This window comes from Streptomyces sp. NPDC002884 (genome assembly GCF_040295245.1).
GTDB lineage: Bacteria > Actinomycetota > Actinomycetes > Streptomycetales > Streptomycetaceae > Streptomyces.
This window is the reverse complement of record NZ_JBEOVB010000008.1, coordinates 217,290-234,211: the sequence shown is the minus strand read 5'-3', so window position 1 is coordinate 234,211 and position 16,922 is coordinate 217,290. Positions and strand designations below refer to the sequence as shown.

Annotated in this window: 10 protein-coding genes; 3 read left to right on the top strand and 7 right to left on the bottom strand. The window is 68.3% G+C overall.

Translation table 11 applies throughout. From position 1 onward, the window contains the following. Positions 1 to 15: 15 nt before the first annotated feature. The 3 genes from ABT070_RS19375 to ABT070_RS19365 all read right to left on the bottom strand — a co-directional run bounded on the left by ABT070_RS19375 (position 16) and on the right by ABT070_RS19365 (position 6,593). On the bottom strand, positions 16 to 1,704 hold the full coding sequence (locus ABT070_RS19375; RefSeq protein WP_351761925.1) for a protein kinase family protein: 1,689 nt from the start codon (positions 1,702 to 1,704) through the stop codon (positions 16 to 18). Between the two features lie 138 nt (positions 1,705 to 1,842). Beyond that, positions 1,843 to 4,116: a murein biosynthesis integral membrane protein MurJ gene (murJ, locus tag ABT070_RS19370; RefSeq protein WP_351761922.1), complete on the bottom strand. Its 2,274-nt coding sequence runs from the start codon at positions 4,114 to 4,116 to the stop codon at positions 1,843 to 1,845. A gap of 44 nt (positions 4,117 to 4,160) precedes the next feature. Next, positions 4,161 to 6,593 carry a DUF6049 family protein gene (locus ABT070_RS19365; protein WP_351761919.1) on the bottom strand — a complete coding sequence of 811 codons (2,433 nt, stop codon included), beginning with the start codon at positions 6,591 to 6,593 and terminating at the stop codon, positions 4,161 to 4,163. 258 nt (positions 6,594 to 6,851) lie between these two features. On the opposite strand from ABT070_RS19365, the gene ABT070_RS19360 reads away from it, so the two are divergent. After that, positions 6,852 to 8,318, top strand: a complete 1,467-nt coding sequence (locus ABT070_RS19360) for a CCA tRNA nucleotidyltransferase (RefSeq protein ID WP_351761917.1) — start codon at positions 6,852 to 6,854, stop codon at positions 8,316 to 8,318. Positions 8,319 to 8,429: 111 nt separating this feature from the next. Here the strand turns inward: ABT070_RS19360 and ABT070_RS19355 are convergent, their stop codons facing one another. The 4 genes from ABT070_RS19355 to ABT070_RS19340 all read right to left on the bottom strand — a co-directional run bounded on the left by ABT070_RS19355 (position 8,430) and on the right by ABT070_RS19340 (position 12,224). Continuing rightward, positions 8,430 to 8,927 carry an LppU/SCO3897 family protein gene (locus ABT070_RS19355; RefSeq protein WP_351761914.1) on the bottom strand — a complete coding sequence of 166 codons (498 nt, stop codon included), beginning with the start codon at positions 8,925 to 8,927 and terminating at the stop codon, positions 8,430 to 8,432. A 114-nt stretch (positions 8,928 to 9,041) separates the two neighbouring features. After that, positions 9,042 to 10,319 (bottom strand): MFS transporter, encoded by a 1,278-nt coding sequence (locus ABT070_RS19350; protein WP_351761911.1) that lies wholly within the window; start codon positions 10,317 to 10,319, stop codon positions 9,042 to 9,044. A gap of 94 nt (positions 10,320 to 10,413) precedes the next feature. Beyond that, on the bottom strand, positions 10,414 to 11,496 hold the full coding sequence (locus ABT070_RS19345) for an inositol-3-phosphate synthase (RefSeq protein ID WP_351761909.1): 1,083 nt from the start codon (positions 11,494 to 11,496) through the stop codon (positions 10,414 to 10,416). Between the two features lie 44 nt (positions 11,497 to 11,540). After that, entirely contained in the window at positions 11,541 to 12,224 is a 684-nt protein-coding gene (locus ABT070_RS19340) for a PadR family transcriptional regulator (RefSeq protein WP_351761906.1), read from the bottom strand. Between the two features lie 351 nt (positions 12,225 to 12,575). Here ABT070_RS19340 and ABT070_RS19335 point away from each other — a divergent pair, with 351 nt between their 5' ends. After that, positions 12,576 to 15,254, top strand: coding sequence for a transglycosylase domain-containing protein (locus ABT070_RS19335; RefSeq protein ID WP_351761903.1), 2,679 nt, complete (start codon positions 12,576 to 12,578; stop codon positions 15,252 to 15,254). Between the two features lie 129 nt (positions 15,255 to 15,383). After that, positions 15,384 to 16,883: a glycosyltransferase family 87 protein gene (locus ABT070_RS19330; RefSeq protein WP_351761900.1), complete on the top strand. Its 1,500-nt coding sequence runs from the start codon at positions 15,384 to 15,386 to the stop codon at positions 16,881 to 16,883. Positions 16,884 to 16,922 lie beyond the last annotated feature (39 nt).

The window sequence follows — 16,922 nt, the reverse complement described above, 5'->3', positions numbered from 1 at the left end:
CCCCTCTCCTCGCCTTCAGCTGGTCACTTTGATGTCCGTAACGCGGCCACGATAGGTGCCCTCGTCGGTCAGCGGCAGCTTGGTCAGCCAGACCAAGACGTAGCGGGTCTTGGCGGACTTGGTCGGCTGGAGCGTCACGCTCGTACCGGAGCCCTCGGCAATTTTCGTGTAGCCGTCCAAAGACGTGGGTTCGGAGTCCGCTTCGCTTGAGGCGGCACGGAGTTCGACCGAGGTCTTCCCCACGAAGGTAACGGTCACTTTCCCGACCTGCTGCACTTTGCCGAGATCAAGGATGATGCCGAGGCCCGGCTTCAGGTTTCCGAAGTCGGCGCCCTTGTAGAAGTCCGTCTGCCAGTACGTCGAGGTGCTGTTGTCGTAGGCCTTGCCTATGTCGGCGGGCTTCTCGGACCCGTCTCCCTCAGGGTCGAAGTCCTTGGCATCGGTGATGGTGATCGGGAGGGTGGCGGGCTTCGTCGGGGCTTTGTCGCCGTCGTCCGTCGTCTGGGTCTGGTTCGTGTCGTCGGACTGGCCCTGGTCCATCAGGGCATCGGCCAGCTGCCAGCTGCCCAGGCCGAGGGCGGCGATGAGGAGGGCGGAGACCGCCCACTTCAGCGCCTTGCCGGTGCGGCTCTGCAGCGGGGGCGGCGGGGTGGGGACCTGCTGGGTGACGCCCGGGTGTGCCGCGGGCCGGCCGTAGGTGCCCTGCTGGTACGTCGTGCGCTGGTACTCGGGCGGGGCGGTGAACGCGGGCTCCGGCGGGCGGATGCGGGGCATCTCCCCGATCGCCTTCACCAGCTCCTCCGGCGTCGTGCAGGCGGCGTCGTGCCGGGAGGCGGTCGCGCCGTCGTTGACGAGGGCCCGCATCGACAGCTCCGACAGGCCCCGGTGGACGCCGGCGCGTACCTGGTCGGGGGCGATCAGACCGATGTCCTTGGGCAGCCCCGAGAGGCCGTAGGCGTCGTTCTCGTACGGCCAGCGCTGGGTGAGCGCCGCGTACAGCAGGGCGCCGATCGCTTCCGTGTCGGTGCGCTGAGGAGTCTCGGTGGTGACGCCGCGCAGGGCGGCGTTGACCGCGAGGCCGCGGATGCGCCACTGGCCGGAGGAGGTGCGCAGAACGGCGTTGGGGTTCAGACGCAGATGCGCCAGGCCTTCGCGGTGGGCGGCGGCCATGGCGGAGGCGATCTGACTGACCATCTGGTACGCGTCGTGCGGCTCCAGCGGACCGGCCGCGAGCAACGCGGTCAGCTCGGTGGCGTCGGGCAGCCACTCATGGACCACGTAGACGAGGTCGTTCTCCTCGACCGCGTCCAGTACCTGGACGAAGCGGGGATCCCCGAGCAGCGCGGAGGAGCGGGCGGCTGCCAGCACCGAACGGGCCCGGGTGTGGTCCGCGGGCAGGAGATGGACACCCACGGCACGACGGAGTTTCTCGTCGACCGCGCGCCAACTGCTGAAACCGTCCAGACGGGTGACGCACTCTTCGAGGCGATAGCGCCTGGCGAGCTTGTGACCGCTGTGCAGTTCCGGCGGTGAGGCCTTCCCGGGACTTTCCGTCCCGCCGCTCCCCTGTGCCTCGTCGCTGTCCGTGTCCTGCTCCCGGTTCTTGACCACCCCGTCGGCCGTGGACTGGTCCGCTTGTGCGGTCAGCGGCTTGTCGCCGCTGTTGTCTGCCACGTCGACGGCAGCTGTGCTCCGTTCCGCCACCGTCGTTCCTGCCTCCCCATTCAGTGCGCGCCGTCCGACCTCGTGCGCGCCGTACGACGCCGAACCCAATTGTGCCCACAGTCCGCCGCTATGCACGACACGCGGCGGCGGACGATGGTTGTGCGCCTACCCCGTGTCTCAGCGACCCAGGCGTCCGCGGACCATACCGACGAGCGAATTGAGCTCCTCGATGCGCATGCGGCGGGCGGCGACGAAGAAGATGCCGAACAACAGGACCCCGCCGGCCAGCAGCGCGGCGAAGGAACCGAGGACGCCCTGACCCAGGCTGTGGCCGACTCCGTAGCAGGCCGCGCCGCTGATGAGGGCGGCCGGAACGGATGCGATGCACAGTCGGGCGTAGGTCCGCAGGACATGGGAGCCGTCGAGGTCACCGCCGAGCCGCTTGCGGAGCCTGTTCCAGGCGACGCCGACGCCGATCGCGTACGCCAGGCCGTAGGAGGCCGCCATGCCGACCACGGCCCAGCGGGCGGGGAGGACGAAGTAACAGATCGCCGAGGCGCTCGCGTTGACCGCGGCCACGATGACGGTGTTGTAGAAGGGGGTCCGGGTGTCCTCGTAGGCGTAGAAGGCACGCAGGACGACGTACTGCACGGAGTAGGGGATCAGGCCGAGGCCGAAGGCCATCAGCATGAAGCCCATGTTCGTGGCCTCGCTGGTGCCGGACGAACCGAAGATCAGCGTGCACATCGGGATGCCGAGTGCGAGGAAGCCGAAGGCGATCGGGACGATCGCGACGGCCGTGGTGCGCAGGCCCTGGGAGATGTCGTCGCGGACCGCGCCGGCGTCACCCTCGGCCGCCGAGCGGGAGATGCGGGGCAGCAGGGCGGCCATCAGGGAGACGGTGATGATGGCCTGCGGCAGTCCCCAGATCAGCTGGGCGTTGGCGTAGGCGGAGAAGCCGGTGCCGTCGACCGGCGAGTCCTTGCCCGCCGACGTGGACAGCTGGGTGACGACCAGCGCGCCGGCCTGGTTGGCCAGGACGAACAGGACGGTCCACTTGGCGAGGGTCGCCGCCTTGCCGAGGCCGTGGCCCTTCCAGTCGAAGCGCAGCCGCATCCGGAAACCGGTCTCGCGCAGGTACGGGATCATGGCGAGGGCCTGCACGACGAGGCCGAGCAGGACCCCGATGCCGAGGAGCCGCTCGCCCTCCGGCGGGATGGTGGTGACCTTCATGCCGGAGTCGGCGGCAGTGCCGTAGACCCAGATGAACATGCCCAGCGTGACGATGATGACGATGTTGTTGAGGACCGGCGTCCACATCATCGCGCCGAACTTGCCGCGCGCGTTGAGGATCTGCCCCATCACCACGTGGACGCCCATGAAGAAGATCGAGGGCAGGAAGTAGCGGACGAAGGTGATGCCGACCTCGTTGGCCGCCGGGTCGCTGGCGACCGAGTCGGACAGGAGGCGGATCAGGACGGGCGCCGCGGCGACCGCGGCGACCGTGAGGAGGCCCAGCGCCACCATGACCAGCGTGAGCAGGCGGTTGGCGTAAGCCTCGCCGCCGTCCTCGTCCTCCTTCATGGCCCGTACGAGCTGGGGCACGAAGACCGAGTTGAGGCCGCCGCCGACGGTCAGGATGTAGATCATCGTGGGCAGCTGGTAGGCGACCTGGAAGGTGTCGCCGAGCAGGCCGACGCCCAGCGCCGAGACGATCAGCGCGGAGCGGACGAAGCCGGTGAGGCGGGACACCATCGTGCCCGCCGCCATGACGGCGCTGGACTTCAGCAGGCTTCCGGCGCGCCCGCCCTTCTTCGCGGCGGGAGCGGCCGCGGCGGGGGGCGCGGCCGGCGTGGCGGTGAGGTTCATGGTCTGGTCCGCCGCGGACGACGACGCCACCGGAGCCTGGTACGCCGGTACCGCTCCCTGCCCGCCCGGAGCGGGCGCCGGGCCGGGCACCGACGGGGACTCCGCGGAGCGGGTGCCCCCCTGCTGCTGGTCCCGGAAGAGGTGGGCGAAGGCGTCCGGCTGGTGCTGCTCCTCGCCGGAGTGCGTCACGAGGTCGTCCACGCCCACGAACTGCGTCGTACGGGGATCGTCGCCGTACGGCAGGTACTGCGTGGGGCCCTCCGGCTCGGGCGCCGGGGTCTGGGCCCACACATGCGGGTCGGGGGCGTACGGGGACTGCGGGGGCCGGCCGTACAGCGGCTGTTGCGGCTGATGCATGCCCGGCGGCGGCGGGGGGTGCGCGGCGCGGTCGTAGAGCGCCTCGGCGACCGGGTCCTGCGCGCTGAGGTCCTGAGCCCGGTAGGGGTCCTGGTCGTAGGCGTCCTGGAGGTACATGTCCGCCGGGTGCTGCGGCGGCACCTGGCCATGCTCGGGCGGCGGGCCCTCGGGGTGGCCCGAGCCGCCCGCGGCCTGGCCGCGGTCACCGTCGTACGGCGCGTTCATGGTTACCCCACCTCATCGTCCCGGGCCCACCGGCCACGACATCCTCAACGGTCCACTCTCTCACCCGTGCCGGACGGGTCGGCGCTTTCCACTGCGGTGTCCGGCGTCTCGTCACTCGGCTGCTCCGGGTCGGCTGCCCCTGCTCGGCGGCCGGACTCTTTCTCGGGACGGTTCTCGTGGCCCCCGGCGTTCTCCGGGCCGTCGGCGGGCCGGCTTGCCTCGTCGGCACCGTCCTCGCCGTCCTCGCCGTCCTCGGCGTCTTCCTCGGTTCCTTCGGCTTCTTCTGCATCACGGGCCGCAGCACGCTTGCGCTGGGTGTACATGCGGAAGCCTGCCAGCACGAGCAGCAGGACGCCGCCGCCGATGACCAGCATCACCGTGGCCGTGATCTCGGTGACCCGCACGTCGAAGGCGACCTCTTCGCCGTACTTCTGGCCGTCCTCGGTGTACAGCTGGGCGACCACCGTCGTCTGGCCGTTGACCTTGGCGGACGTGGTGAACTTCACCGTCGTGGTGTGCCCGCCGGAGACCGTCACGCGCTGCTCGGCGTAGGCCTCGTCGGAGATCTCTAGACGGGTCGGGTTCTTCGAGGTGAGCCGCAGGACCAGGTGGTCGACGCCCTGCACCAGGTTGTTCTGCACGGTCACCGGGATCGTGGCACTTCGCCCGGAGAGCTTGGTCTCCGACTTGTCGATCAGCTTGACCTGGCCGGTGAGGGTGTCGAGATAGGCCTGCACACCCTGGCGGAACGAGCTCGCGGCGGTGCTCCTGCCCCGCCAGGACGTGGACATCTCACGGTTCATGGCCCGCCCGAAGGGGGTCACCACCCGTGCCTCGTTGGCGAGGATCACCTTGAAGTTGTCGAGCTTGTCCTGCGTGTACGCGATCTGCTCGAAGGCCGACCGGGGCAGCTCCTGCTTGCGCAGTGAGGACGGGTACGCCGACTTCGACGGCACCTTGGTGGTCGCGCCCGGGTCGGGTTTGGCCTTGGCGGCCGCCGCGAGCTGCTGGGACTGCGACCAGGTACCGCCCTGGAGCGTCGTGACGGCCTCGGCCAGCGACCGGGCCTGGCTCGCGGTCGGCATGCGCTGCGGGGCGACGACGACGCTGCGCTGCTTGCCCGTCTGCAGGTTCAGGGCCAGGCTCTGCGCCAGGAACTCCTGCACGGCGAGCGTGGACGTGGAGGCCTTCGTCAGATCGCCCTTGAACGCCGTGGAGAGCCGCGCGTCCGCGACGACCGCCGTGTTGCCGCCGCCGATGGGCCGGGCCGCGGAGGGGGTGTAGGTGAGATCCCCGTTCTCCGTCAGGCTGTCGCTGCGCGCGATCACCTTGTCGGCGCCTGCCGAGGTGGCGACCTTGACGATCGACGGGTCGACGGCGCCGTCCACGGGCCAGGCGAAGTCGGTGTTCGGGGTCACATGGAGCACGGTCTCCACTGTGGTGGCGGCCACGTCGGTGGCCGCCTTGAGCTGGCTCAGCGAGCCGGCGACGCCGGTGCCGTTGTGGGCGAGCGAGGCGAGGTCGGGATCGGCGAACGGCAGCGCGACGACCTCCTTGCCGAGCACCGCGTCCTGCAGATCGTCGAGCCACTGCTTGGCGACCGCCTGGTGGGTGCCGGCCGTGGTGGTGTCCCCGTCGCCCCGGATCCGGTAGCTGCCGGTCATGGCGTCGACGGACGCCAGCAGGTCCGGGTCGATCACCCAGGTGACGTCGAGCTCCTTGCCCAGGCTCAGCAGCTGCTCGAGGCGGCCTCCGGGCGAGAGCTCCTTGGCCAGGTCGTCGTTGAGGAAGACCGGCGTCTGCTGGGCGTTCGACCCGGTCTCGGCCGACATGTGGACGGTGGAGACCAGCGGCCACAGCACCGTCGTCCTGGACGGGGTGTCCGCCTCCTCGGGCTGCCACGGCAGGAAGGTCCGCTGGACGCCCAGCACCTGCTCCCACGGCTGCGCGGACGTCTCACCCTCGAGGGAGACACCGAGCGGGTAGACGCCGTCGTCGTCCAGGTCGAGCTTGGAGACGGGGACGGAGATGCTGAAGTGCTCGGACACGCCCGGTGTGAGCTTGGCGAACTCGGTTACGTACTTGCCGCCCACCTCGGAGCCGTCGTTGCCGGAGAGGGCGTCCGCGCGCCTGGCGGCACTGTCGATCGCCGAGCGGGTGGTCAGCGCGGAACCCACCTGCAGGCCCACGTGGGCGTCGGTGACCGCCTGCTTGCCGTTGTTGGTGACCGTGCCGGAGACCGTCAGGGTGTCCCCGTCGCTGGGAGCGGCGGGACTGAGCGAATCGACGGTGACAGCCACCGTGCCGGCGTCGGAGGCCTCCTTGGCGGAGGTCTGGACGGCGGCCTGCGCGGGGGCGGCGGGCAGCTGGAGCAGACCGGCCAGCAGGGGCGCCCCGGCGAGCAGTGCGCCGGTGCGCCGCAGCCACCGGCGGGCAGGTGAGGGAGTCATCCCCGGAAAGTCTGCCGCCTCGGCCACGCGTTCGCCCGTCCCTCGTCGTCGTCAGTGGTCGTCGGAATGTGCGTCCACGCATGGTAACGATGCGCGCTGAGGGGAAGTGCCGCGGACTGCTTCACAAGATCGTGGAAGACGGTCGGATCGTCCGCTATCCATGCCTATGGAGGTGAATGGCCAGGTAGACAGTAAGGCGCTGTCTTGCCCGGCTATCGTGAGGGATGTCCGCTCACCCCAAATCGAGGAGCCCTGGGTGGGCCGGGCCACGTACCCTCTTCTGTTGTGCCGAACGCCAACGAAGACAATCTCAGCGTCCTGAGCCAGGTGCAGCACCGCGCGGTCAGTGAACTGCTGCGGGTCGCCCCTGTCGCCGACGACCTCGCCCGCCGCTTCCAGGAGGCCGGGTTCTCTCTCGCCCTGGTCGGCGGCTCGGTCCGGGACGCGCTGCTCGGCCGGCTCGGCAACGACCTGGACTTCACGACGGACGCCCGACCCGAGGACGTCCTGAAGATCGTCCGGCCATGGGCGGACGCCGTGTGGGAGGTCGGGATCGCGTTCGGCACCGTCGGGGTCCAGAAGGACGCCCGCGTCGGAGACGTTGATCGGTGCTTCCAGATCGAGGTCACCACCTACCGGTCGGAGGCCTACGACCGCACCTCGCGTAAGCCCGAGGTGTCGTACGGCGACTCCATCGAGCAGGATCTCGTCCGGCGGGACTTCACCGTGAACGCCATGGCCGTCGCGCTTCCCGAGAAGGAGTTCATCGACCCGCACGGTGGCCTCGAGGACCTCGCTGCGCGCGTGCTGCGCACCCCGGGTACGCCGGAGGAGTCCTTCTCGGACGACCCGCTGCGCATGATGCGTGCCGCCCGCTTCGCCGCTCAGCTCGACTTCGAGGTCGACTCCGAGGTCGTCACGGCGATGAAGGAGATGTCCGGCCGTATCGAGATCGTCTCGGCCGAGCGGGTACGGGACGAGCTGAACAAGCTGATCCTGTCCGCGCACCCGCGCAAGGGGCTGGCGCTGCTGGTCGACACCGGCATCGCCGACCATGTGCTGCCCGATCTGCCCGCCCTGCGGCTGGAGAGCGACGAGCACCACCGGCACAAGGACGTCTACGAGCACACCCTGATCGTCCTCGAGCAGGCGATCGCCCTGGAGGAGGACGGCCCCGACCTCACGCTGCGGCTGGCCGCCCTGCTGCACGACATCGGCAAGCCGCGCACCCGTCGCTTCGAGAACGACGGCCGCGTCTCGTTCCACCACCACGAGGTGGTCGGAATGAAGATGACGAAGAAGCGCATGACGGCTCTGAAGTACTCCAACGAGCTGGTGAAGGACGTCTCCCGACTGGTCGAACTCCACCTGCGCTTCCACGGGTATGGCACCGGCGAGTGGACGGACTCCGCGGTGCGTCGCTATGTGCGGGACGCGGGACCGCTCCTCGACCGCCTGCACAAGCTGACCCGCTCGGACTGCACGACGCGGAACAAGCGCAGGGCGGCCGCGCTCTCGCGGGCGTACGACGGCCTGGAGGGGCGCATCTCCCAGCTGAAGGAGCGGGAGGAGCTGGACGCGATCCGTCCCGACCTCGACGGCAACCAGATCATGGAGATCCTGGGAGTCGGTCCCGGGCCCGCCATCGGCAAGGCGTACAAGCACCTGCTGGAACTGCGCCTGGAGAACGGGCCGATGGAGTACGACGCGGCGGTGGCTGCGCTCAAGGAGTGGTGGGCCGAGCAGGACTGAGTCCGTGGAACGGGGTCATGTTTCACGTGAAACATGACTCTCGCGACGCGACAGGCGCACATGCGAAGGGGCGGTGTTTCACGTGAAACACCGCCCCTCTCAGCAACTGCCCTACTTCTTGTAGTCCTTCAGGCAGAGCAGGAAGTTACTGCCGTCACCGCTCTCGGTGTACGAGTACTGGAAGTCCTTGGCCTTCTCTTCGCACTTGCTGTCGGCCGTGAGCGCGGTGTACGTGCCCTCGACCTTCGCCAGCACGATGTACTGCGCCTGCGAGGAGTCGCACTTGACGACCTCGAGGTCGGGGTTGTCGTCGCTGCTGTTACCCCGGTGCATGCAGTCGCCGACCGCCGCCGTGTTGGCGTCGTCCTGGCTGGATATGTAGGCGGTGATACCCACGCCGATGACAGCGAGAACGATGACGATGTTCTTGATCAGCTTGAAGCTGACCTTGCGGCGGGGCTGCTCCGGCGGGACCGCGCCGTAGGGAGCGGCGCCCGGCTGCGGGTAGCCGGGCTGCGGCGGGTACGGCGCCTGGCCCTGCGGCTGGCCGTAGGGCTGCTGGCCCTGCTGCGCGAACGGGTTCTGGCCCTGAGGAGGCGGAGTCGACACTTGGAGGTCCCCCTAGAAAACTTTAGACGTGTGGCGCGAAATCACTCGCGAAGTAAGACTCACGTAAGTTACCGGCCCCCACTGACAACCCTGTAGCCGGAGCAGGAGTCTGTGTCATTGATGTGACACTTGCCGCCACTCAAAGCGGGCCATAGCGGCAGCAACTGCTCCGTAGATAACGGCAACCGTGACCACCAATGGGGCGGAACGCCCGTCGGGCGGCAGCATCAGGGCGGCGACAGCGGCGGCGCCGACGAAGGCGACGTTGAACAGGACGTCGTAGAGAGAGAAGATCCGGCCGCGGAAGCCGTCCTGCACGGACGACTGGACGATCGTGTCGGTGGCGATCTTCGCGCCCTGGGTGACCAGCCCCAGCACGAAGGCCGCGACGAACGTGGTGACTTGGGTGAACGGCAGCATGAGGGCGAGCACCAGGACCGCCGCGGCCGCGGAGCAGACGACGATCCAGCGGGCGGGGCCCAGCCGTCCCGCTGCCGACGGGGTGACCACCGCGGCGACGAAGAAGCCCACGCCGGAGACTCCTACGGCCAGTCCCAGCAGGGCCAGCCCGTCGTCCGGGTCGGACGACCAGGCGTACCGGCACAGCATCAGCACCATGACGGTCAGGGCGCCGTAGGAGAACCGCATCAGTGAGATCGAGCCGAGTGCCCAGGCGGCCTCCCTGCGCCGGGGCTCGGCCAGGTGACGCAGGCCGGCAGAGAGGCCGCGGGCGGTGCCCCTGAGCGCGCTCGTCAGCCGGGGCTGGACCAGATCACGGTCGGGTCCGAGCAGATCCGCGGCCATGGCCAGGGAGGCGAGTGCGGCGGACAGGTACAGCGCGCACCCCAGCAGCACCACCGCGGCGTCGGAGTCCGCCACCACCAGCCGGACGACGAAGGCGAGACCGCCCCCGGCGACCGCGGCCAGCGTGCCGGCGGTCGGGGAGAGGGAGTTGGCCATCACCAGGCGCTCGCCGTCGACGACGCGTGGCAGAGCCGCGGAAAGGCCGGCGAGGACGAAGCGGTTGACCGCGGTGACGCACAGCGCGGAGACGTAGAAGAGCCAGTCGGGGACATGGCTGATCATCAGGACGGCCGTCACCGACGCCAGCAGGGCGCGCAGCAGATTGCCGTAGAGGAAGACCTGTCGGCGGCGCCAGCGGTCCAGCAGGACACCGGCGAAGGGGCCGACGAGGGAGTACGGCAGCAGCAGGACGGCCATGGCGGAGGCGATCGCGCCGGCCGAGGTCTGTTTCTCCGGGGAGAAGACGACATAGGTGGCGAGCGCGACCTGGTAGACGCCGTCCGCGCACTGGGAGAGCAGCCGCACCGCGAGCAGCCGCCGGAAGTTCCCGAAGCGCAGCAGAACGCGCAGATCACGGACGACGGCCATGGGCACAGCCTCACATACGGGGAGGGTCCCCGGGTCGGTCGACCCGGAGACCCTTCTCAGCCCTGGCAGGAGCGAATTTTCCGTGCGTGCCGAGTTAGCGCTCGACCTCACCGCGGATGAACTTCTCGACGTTCGCGTAGGCCTCGTCGTCGAAGTACTGCACCGGCGGGGACTTCATGAAGTACGAGGACGCCGACAGGATCGGGCCGCCGATGCCGCGGTCCTTGGCGATCTTCGCGGCGCGCAGGGCGTCGATGATGACACCCGCGGAGTTCGGGGAGTCCCAGACCTCGAGCTTGTACTCGAGGTTCAGCGGGACGTCACCGAACGCACGGCCCTCGAGGCGGACGTACGCCCACTTGCGGTCGTCCAGCCAGGCCACGTAGTCCGACGGACCGATGTGGACGTTCTTCTCGCCCAGGTCGCGGTCGGGGATCTGCGAGGTGACGGCCTGCGTCTTCGAGATCTTCTTGGACTCGAGGCGGTCACGCTCCAGCATGTTCTTGAAGTCCATGTTGCCGCCGACGTTGAGCTGCATGGTGCGCTCGAGCCGGACACCACGGTCCTCGAACAGCTTTGCCATCACACGGTGGGTGATGGTGGCGCCGACCTGGGACTTGATGTCGTCGCCGACGATCGGGACGCCCGCCTCGGTGAACTTGTCCGCCCACTCCTTGGTGCCGGCGATGAAGACCGGAAGGGCGTTGACGAACGCGACCTTGGCGTCGATGGCGGCCTGGGCGTAGAACTTCGCCGCGCTCTCGGAGCCGACGGGCAGGTAGCAGATCAGAACGTCGACCTGCCTGTCCTTGAGGATCTGGACGACGTCGACCGGGGCCTCGGTGGACTCCTCGATGGTCTCGCGGTAGTACTTGCCGAGACCGTCCAGGGTGTGGCCGCGCTGGACCGTGACGCCCTTGTTCGGGACGTCGCAGATCTTGATGGTGTTGTTCTCGCTGGCACCGATGGCGTCCGAGAGGTCGAGGCCGACCTTCTTCGCGTCGACGTCGAAGGCGGCGACGAACTCGACGTCACCGACGTGGTAGTCGCCGAACTGCACGTGCATCAGACCCGGGACCTTGGCGGCCGGGTCGGCGTCCTTGTAGTACTCGACGCCCTGCACCAGCGAGGCGGCGCAGTTGCCTACGCCGACGATGGCTACACGAACCGAACCCATTCCGGTTGCTCCCTGTGTGTACGAGTGAGGCCCTGAACGGGCGCTCACGTGGCGGTTTCGTCGGGCAGATCCGTCCCGGGAGTGTCCCCGGGACGGGGCAGGCCGCCCGTCGATCCAGATGTGGTGTTCTGCTGAGCGGATTCCCCGGCGGCGGGACCTGTCAGGTCCCGTCCGGCCCGCTCGCTCTCGATGAGCTCGTTCAGCCAGCGCACTTCGCGCTCCACGGACTCCATTCCGTGGCGCTGGAGCTCAAGCGTGTAGTCGTCGAGGCGCTCTCGGGTGCGCGCCAGGGAGGCGCGCATCTTCTCGAGACGCTCCTCCAGCCGGCTGCGGCGGCCCTCGAGTACGCGCATACGAACGTCGCGCGACGTCTGCCCGAAGAAGGCGAAGCGAGCGGCGAAGTGTTCGTCCTCGTACGCGTCGGGACCCGTCTGGGAGAGCAGTTCCTCGAAGTGTTCCTTACCCTCCGCCGTCAACCGGTAGACGATCTTGGCGCGACGCCCCGCGAGTGGAGCGGCGAGGGCGTCTTCGTGGGTGTTTCCCGGCTCCTCGATCAACCAGCCGTTGGTGACCAGCGTCTTGAGGCAGGGGTAGAGCGTGCCGTAGCTGAACGCACGGAACACGCCCAGTGACGTGTTGAGCCGTTTGCGCAGCTCATAGCCGTGCATCGGGGACTCACGGAGAAGGCCCAGGACGGCGAACTCGAGGATCCCGGCACGCCGGCTCATCGTCGCCTCCTCGGCCTTATGTCGCGCTGATGTATCGACTCGATACATCTAGACGATAGAACGACCTTCCGGATGCGACAAGAGGGAAGAGGGTGAACGGGATCACATCACCGATTCATTGAGGGCAAGTTGCCTGGTTTGGGATGAACTTCGGAGCTAGGCGGGTTTTGGCGGTGCGTAGTCTGTGCGCCATGCACACCACCGGGACCCATGAGACGCCGGGGGGCGTCGAGGTCCTCGGTGCAGTACGGGTGAATGCGCGACCGACCGCATCCGTACTTCGGGGGGACAGGAAACCAGCCGCCCTTTCCAGGCGCGCACGGATGCGCCTGCCCGAGGAGTAATCGTTCGATGAGCGAGCACCGTCGCAAACCGCCGCAGTCGCAGGAAGGCGGACGTGCCGCGGCCCGACGCGGTCAGTCCGGTCCGTCCTCCGGCCGCCGAGCGGCACCGCGAGGCGCCACCGGATCTCCTGCCGACTACGGGTTGGGTCACGGAACCGGAGGCGAGGAGCAGTCGCACGGCAACCGGGCCGACGCCCGGCGCGCGTCCCAGAGAGACTCGGGCGGGCGGCGCAGAGCAGCCGAGCCCACAGCGGGCCGTCGCGGAGCCCCGCCCGGCCCTGGACGGGGCAGAGGTCGACCGGCGCCCGACAGCAAGCGTCTGATCGACTACCCGCGCGCCGGCAAGTACGGCTGGCAGCGCTGGATGCCGTCCTGGAAGCTCGTCGCGGGCCTGTTCGTCGGCTTCATGGGCAGTCTGGTGGCCGTGGCGGGCATCGGATACGCCATGGTGGGCATCCCGGACGTCGCCAAGACGGCCACGGCGCAGAACAACGTCTACTACTGGAAGGACGGCAGCCAGATGGTTGCCACCGGTGGTGAGACGAACCGTCAGAACATCGACCTCTCGCAGATCCCGGAAGAGATGCGCTGGGCGGTGATCTCGCAGGAGAACAAGACCTTCTACGACGACAGCGGCATCGACCCCAAGGGCATCGCCCGTGCCGTGTTCAACATGGCCCGGGGCGGCCAGACGCAGGGTGGATCGACGATCACCCAGCAGTACGTCAAGAACGCCATGCTGAACGACCAGTCGCAGACGATCTCCCGGAAGTTCAAGGAGATCTTCGTGTCCATCAAGGTGGGCGCCGAGGTCGACAAGGACCAGATCATGGCCGGCTACCTGAACTCCGCGTACTACGGGCGCAACGCCTACGGGATCCAGGCCGCCTCCCGCGCCTACTTCAACAAGGACGCGATCAAGCTCAACCCGGGCGAGTGCGCGTTCCTGGCCGCCATGCTGAAGGGCGCCACGTACTACGACCCGGCGGGCACGACCTCGGTCGACCCGGTCGGCGCCACGTCCGCGGCCAACACCAAGCGGGCCACGCTCCAGATGCAGGACACCCTCGACAAGATGGTCGAGTACGGCCACCTGAAGGCCGCGGTGCGGGCCGAGTACACCGCCCTCCCCAAGTGGCAGAACCCTCGCTCGAACACCGACCTCAAGGGCCAGGTCGGCTACCTGGTCGACCTCGCCAACGGTTACCTGGTCACCAACAGCAAGAAGACCGGGATCACCCAGGACCTGCTGCAACAGGGCGGCTACTCGATCTACACGACCTTCGACAAGAACAAGGTCAAGGCGCTCGAAGAATCGGTCGCCAAGGTCCAGAAGGCCAATATCAAGCCCAAGGAACGGCCGGACACGGACACCCACGTCCAGTTCGGCGGAGCGTCCGTGGAACCGGACACCGGTGCCATCCGGGCCATCTACGGTGGTGAGGACGCCACCAAGCACTTCACCGACAACGCCGACCAGACGGGTGCCCAGGTCGGTTCGACGTTCAAGCCGTTCGTGCTGGCGGCGGCGATGACCTGGGGCGTGCGCGACAAGGATCTGGGGTCGTCGCAGGCGCAGGACGAGCGCACCATCGTCTCGCCCGAGAGCCTGTTCAGCGGCAAGAACAAGCTCAAGATCGAGAACTACGACGGTTCGGTCTGGAAGAACGAGAAGGGCGAGGAGTGGCTTCAGACCAATGACGGCAACGTCTCCCTCGGAAGCCCGCCCAACTACAAGATCGACCTCCGGGAGGCCATGCGCGAGTCGGTGAACTCCGCTTTCGTGCAGCTCGGCATGGACGTCGGTCTGGACAAGGTGAAGGACTCCGCCGCCAGCGCGGGCCTGAAGGAGTCCAGCCTGACCAACAGCGGCTTCCCGTCGTTCTCGATCGGCATCTCCGACCCGAGCGCGATCCGGATGGCGGGGGCGTACTCGACCTTCGCCGCCAGCGGCAAGCAGCGTGACCCGTACTCCGTGGAGAAGGTCACGAGCGAGAAGGGCCAGATCTTCACGCACGAGACCGAGACGAAGCAGGCGTTCACCGCGAAGGTCGCCGACAACGTCACGGACGTCCTGAAGACCGTGGTCGAGAAGGGCACCGGTACCAACGCCCAGCTGCCCGGCCGTGAGGTGGCCGGCAAGACCGGTACCACCGACGGCAACAAGTCGGCCTGGTTCGTGGGCTACACCCCGCAGCTGTCGACCGCGGTCAGCATGTTCCGCTACGACGACGACGAGTCGAACAAGAACCGTACGTTCCTGGAGATGTTCGGCACGGGTGGCCAGAAGAAGATCCACGGTGCCTCGTTCCCGGCGCAGATCTGGCACGACTACATGGCCGAGGCGCTGAAGGGCACGAAGTCGAAGGACTTCCCGGAGCCTCAGCCGATCGGCGAGATCGTGAACGCGGAGCCGTCGCCGACTCCCACGCCTTCGGTCACCGAAACCGAAGAGGAGTCGCCGTCCCCGTCCCCGTCTCCGAGCCGGACGCGGGTCGAGCCCTCGCCCTCGGCGACCGAGACCTGCTCCAACTTCTTCGACTGCGAAGACGACACGGGTGGGAACTCCAACGGCAACGGGAACGGTGGATCAGGAGAGACCAGCCCGTCGGCGACCGCCACAGAGACGGAGAGCGACACCAGAGGAAATACCAGCAACGGCTTCTTCGGAGGCCCGGGCGGCTAGTCGCGCATCGCCCGGCTTGGGTGTTTCACGTGAAACATGCGCATGTTTCACGTGAAACGAGGGCCGTCCCACCGACGAGGTGGGGCGGCCCTCGGCGTTTTCCTAGGTCCGTACGGCAGGATGTGGCTCATGCCCAGTGCAGAATCGACGCCGACGCGCGTGCACGAGCCGGATCCCGTGAAGCCGACCAGCGATGACCCGGTGGCCGCGGCCGGCAGTGAGCTGATCGGCGGTCCCCTCGGCCGCCGGGCCCTGCTCGGGACGTCCTGGTGGACTCCCGTGCGTATCGTCGCGCTGGTGGCCATCGGGATGTTCGCCCTAGGGCTGATCCAGAAGGCGCCTTGCTACAACGGCGGCTGGTTCTTCGGCGCCACGACCCAGTACACGCATGCCTGCTACTCGGACATCCCGCACCTCTATCAGGGGCGCGGTTTCGCCGACGGACTCGTGCCGTACTTCGACAAGCTCCCCGGCGACATGGACTACCTCGAGTACCCGGTGCTGACCGGCGTGTTCATGGAGGTGGCCAACTGGCTGACGCCGGGCAGCGGCAGCATCCAGGACCAGGAACAGTGGTACTGGATGGTCAACGCCGGGATGCTGATGGCGTGCGCGGCCGTCATCGCCGTCTGTGTGGCCAGGACGCACGCCCGGCGCCCCTGGGACGGCCTGCTGGTCGCTCTGGCGCCCGCGTTCGCGTTGACCGCGACCATCAACTGGGACCTGCTGGCGGTCGCTCTGACGGCCGCGGCGATGCTCATGTGGTCGCGGAGCCGGCCCCTCGCTTTCGGCGTCCTGCTGGGGCTCGCCACGGCCGCCAAGCTCTATCCCGTCTTCCTCCTCGGCCCCCTGTTCGTGCTCTGCTGGCGTGCGGGGAAGTGGCGGGACTTCGGCAAGGCCGCGGGCGGTGCGGTCGTCGCCTGGCTGGTGGTGAACCTGCCCGTCATGCTCTTCGCCTTCGACGGTTGGTCGAAGTTCTACCGGTTCAGCCAGGAGCGGGGCGTCGACTTCGGCTCCTTCTGGCTGATCATGGCGCAGAACTCCAGCGATCCCCTCACCACCGACAGCGTGAACACCCTCGCCACGCTTCTCGTCGTGCTGTGTGCCGCGGGCATCGCCGTTCTGACGCTCACCGCGCCCCGCCGTCCCCGCTTCGCCCAGCTGGCCTTCCTGATCGTGGCGGCCTTCATCCTCACCAACAAGGTCTACTCGCCGCAGTACGTCCTGTGGTTGGTGCCGCTGGCGGTGCTGGCCCGGCCGAAGTGGCGGGACTTCCTGATCTGGCAGGCGTGCGAGGTCGCCTACTTCCTGGGCATCTGGATGTACCTCGCGTACACGATGAGCGGAGACGCCCACAAGGGCCTGCCGACCGACGGCTACCACTGGGCCATCGGCGTGCACCTGCTGGGAACGCTCTACCTGTGCGGCGTGATCGTGCGCGACATCCTGATGCCGGAGCGGGACGTGGTGCGACAGGCGGGCGACGACGATCCCTCGGGCGGAGTGCTCGACGGGGCGGAGGACGTCTTCGTGCTCGGCGCGGCGGCGCATCCGCCCCGGCATGCATCCCACTTCGACGGTCCGCAGGTGGACTGGGGCAAACAGGACGCCACCGACAGTTCGCTCTGAGCGAACAAGGCTCGGCCCAGAACCTCAGGGCCCGGCAGC

Coding starts and splice junctions, on each gene's coding strand:
- murJ (WP_351761922.1), bottom strand. CDS start 4,116: ATGAACGCGCCGTACGACGGTGACCGCGGCCAGGCCGCGGGCGGCTCG.
- ABT070_RS19350 (WP_351761911.1), bottom strand. CDS start 10,319: ATGGCCGTCGTCCGTGATCTGCGCGTTCTGCTGCGCTTCGGGAACTTC.
- ABT070_RS19345 (WP_351761909.1), bottom strand. CDS start 11,496: ATGGGTTCGGTTCGTGTAGCCATCGTCGGCGTAGGCAACTGCGCCGCC.
- ABT070_RS19340 (WP_351761906.1), bottom strand. CDS start 12,224: ATGAGCCGGCGTGCCGGGATCCTCGAGTTCGCCGTCCTGGGCCTTCTC.
- ABT070_RS19335 (WP_351761903.1), top strand. CDS start 12,576: ATGAGCGAGCACCGTCGCAAACCGCCGCAGTCGCAGGAAGGCGGACGT.
- ABT070_RS19330 (WP_351761900.1), top strand. CDS start 15,384: ATGCCCAGTGCAGAATCGACGCCGACGCGCGTGCACGAGCCGGATCCC.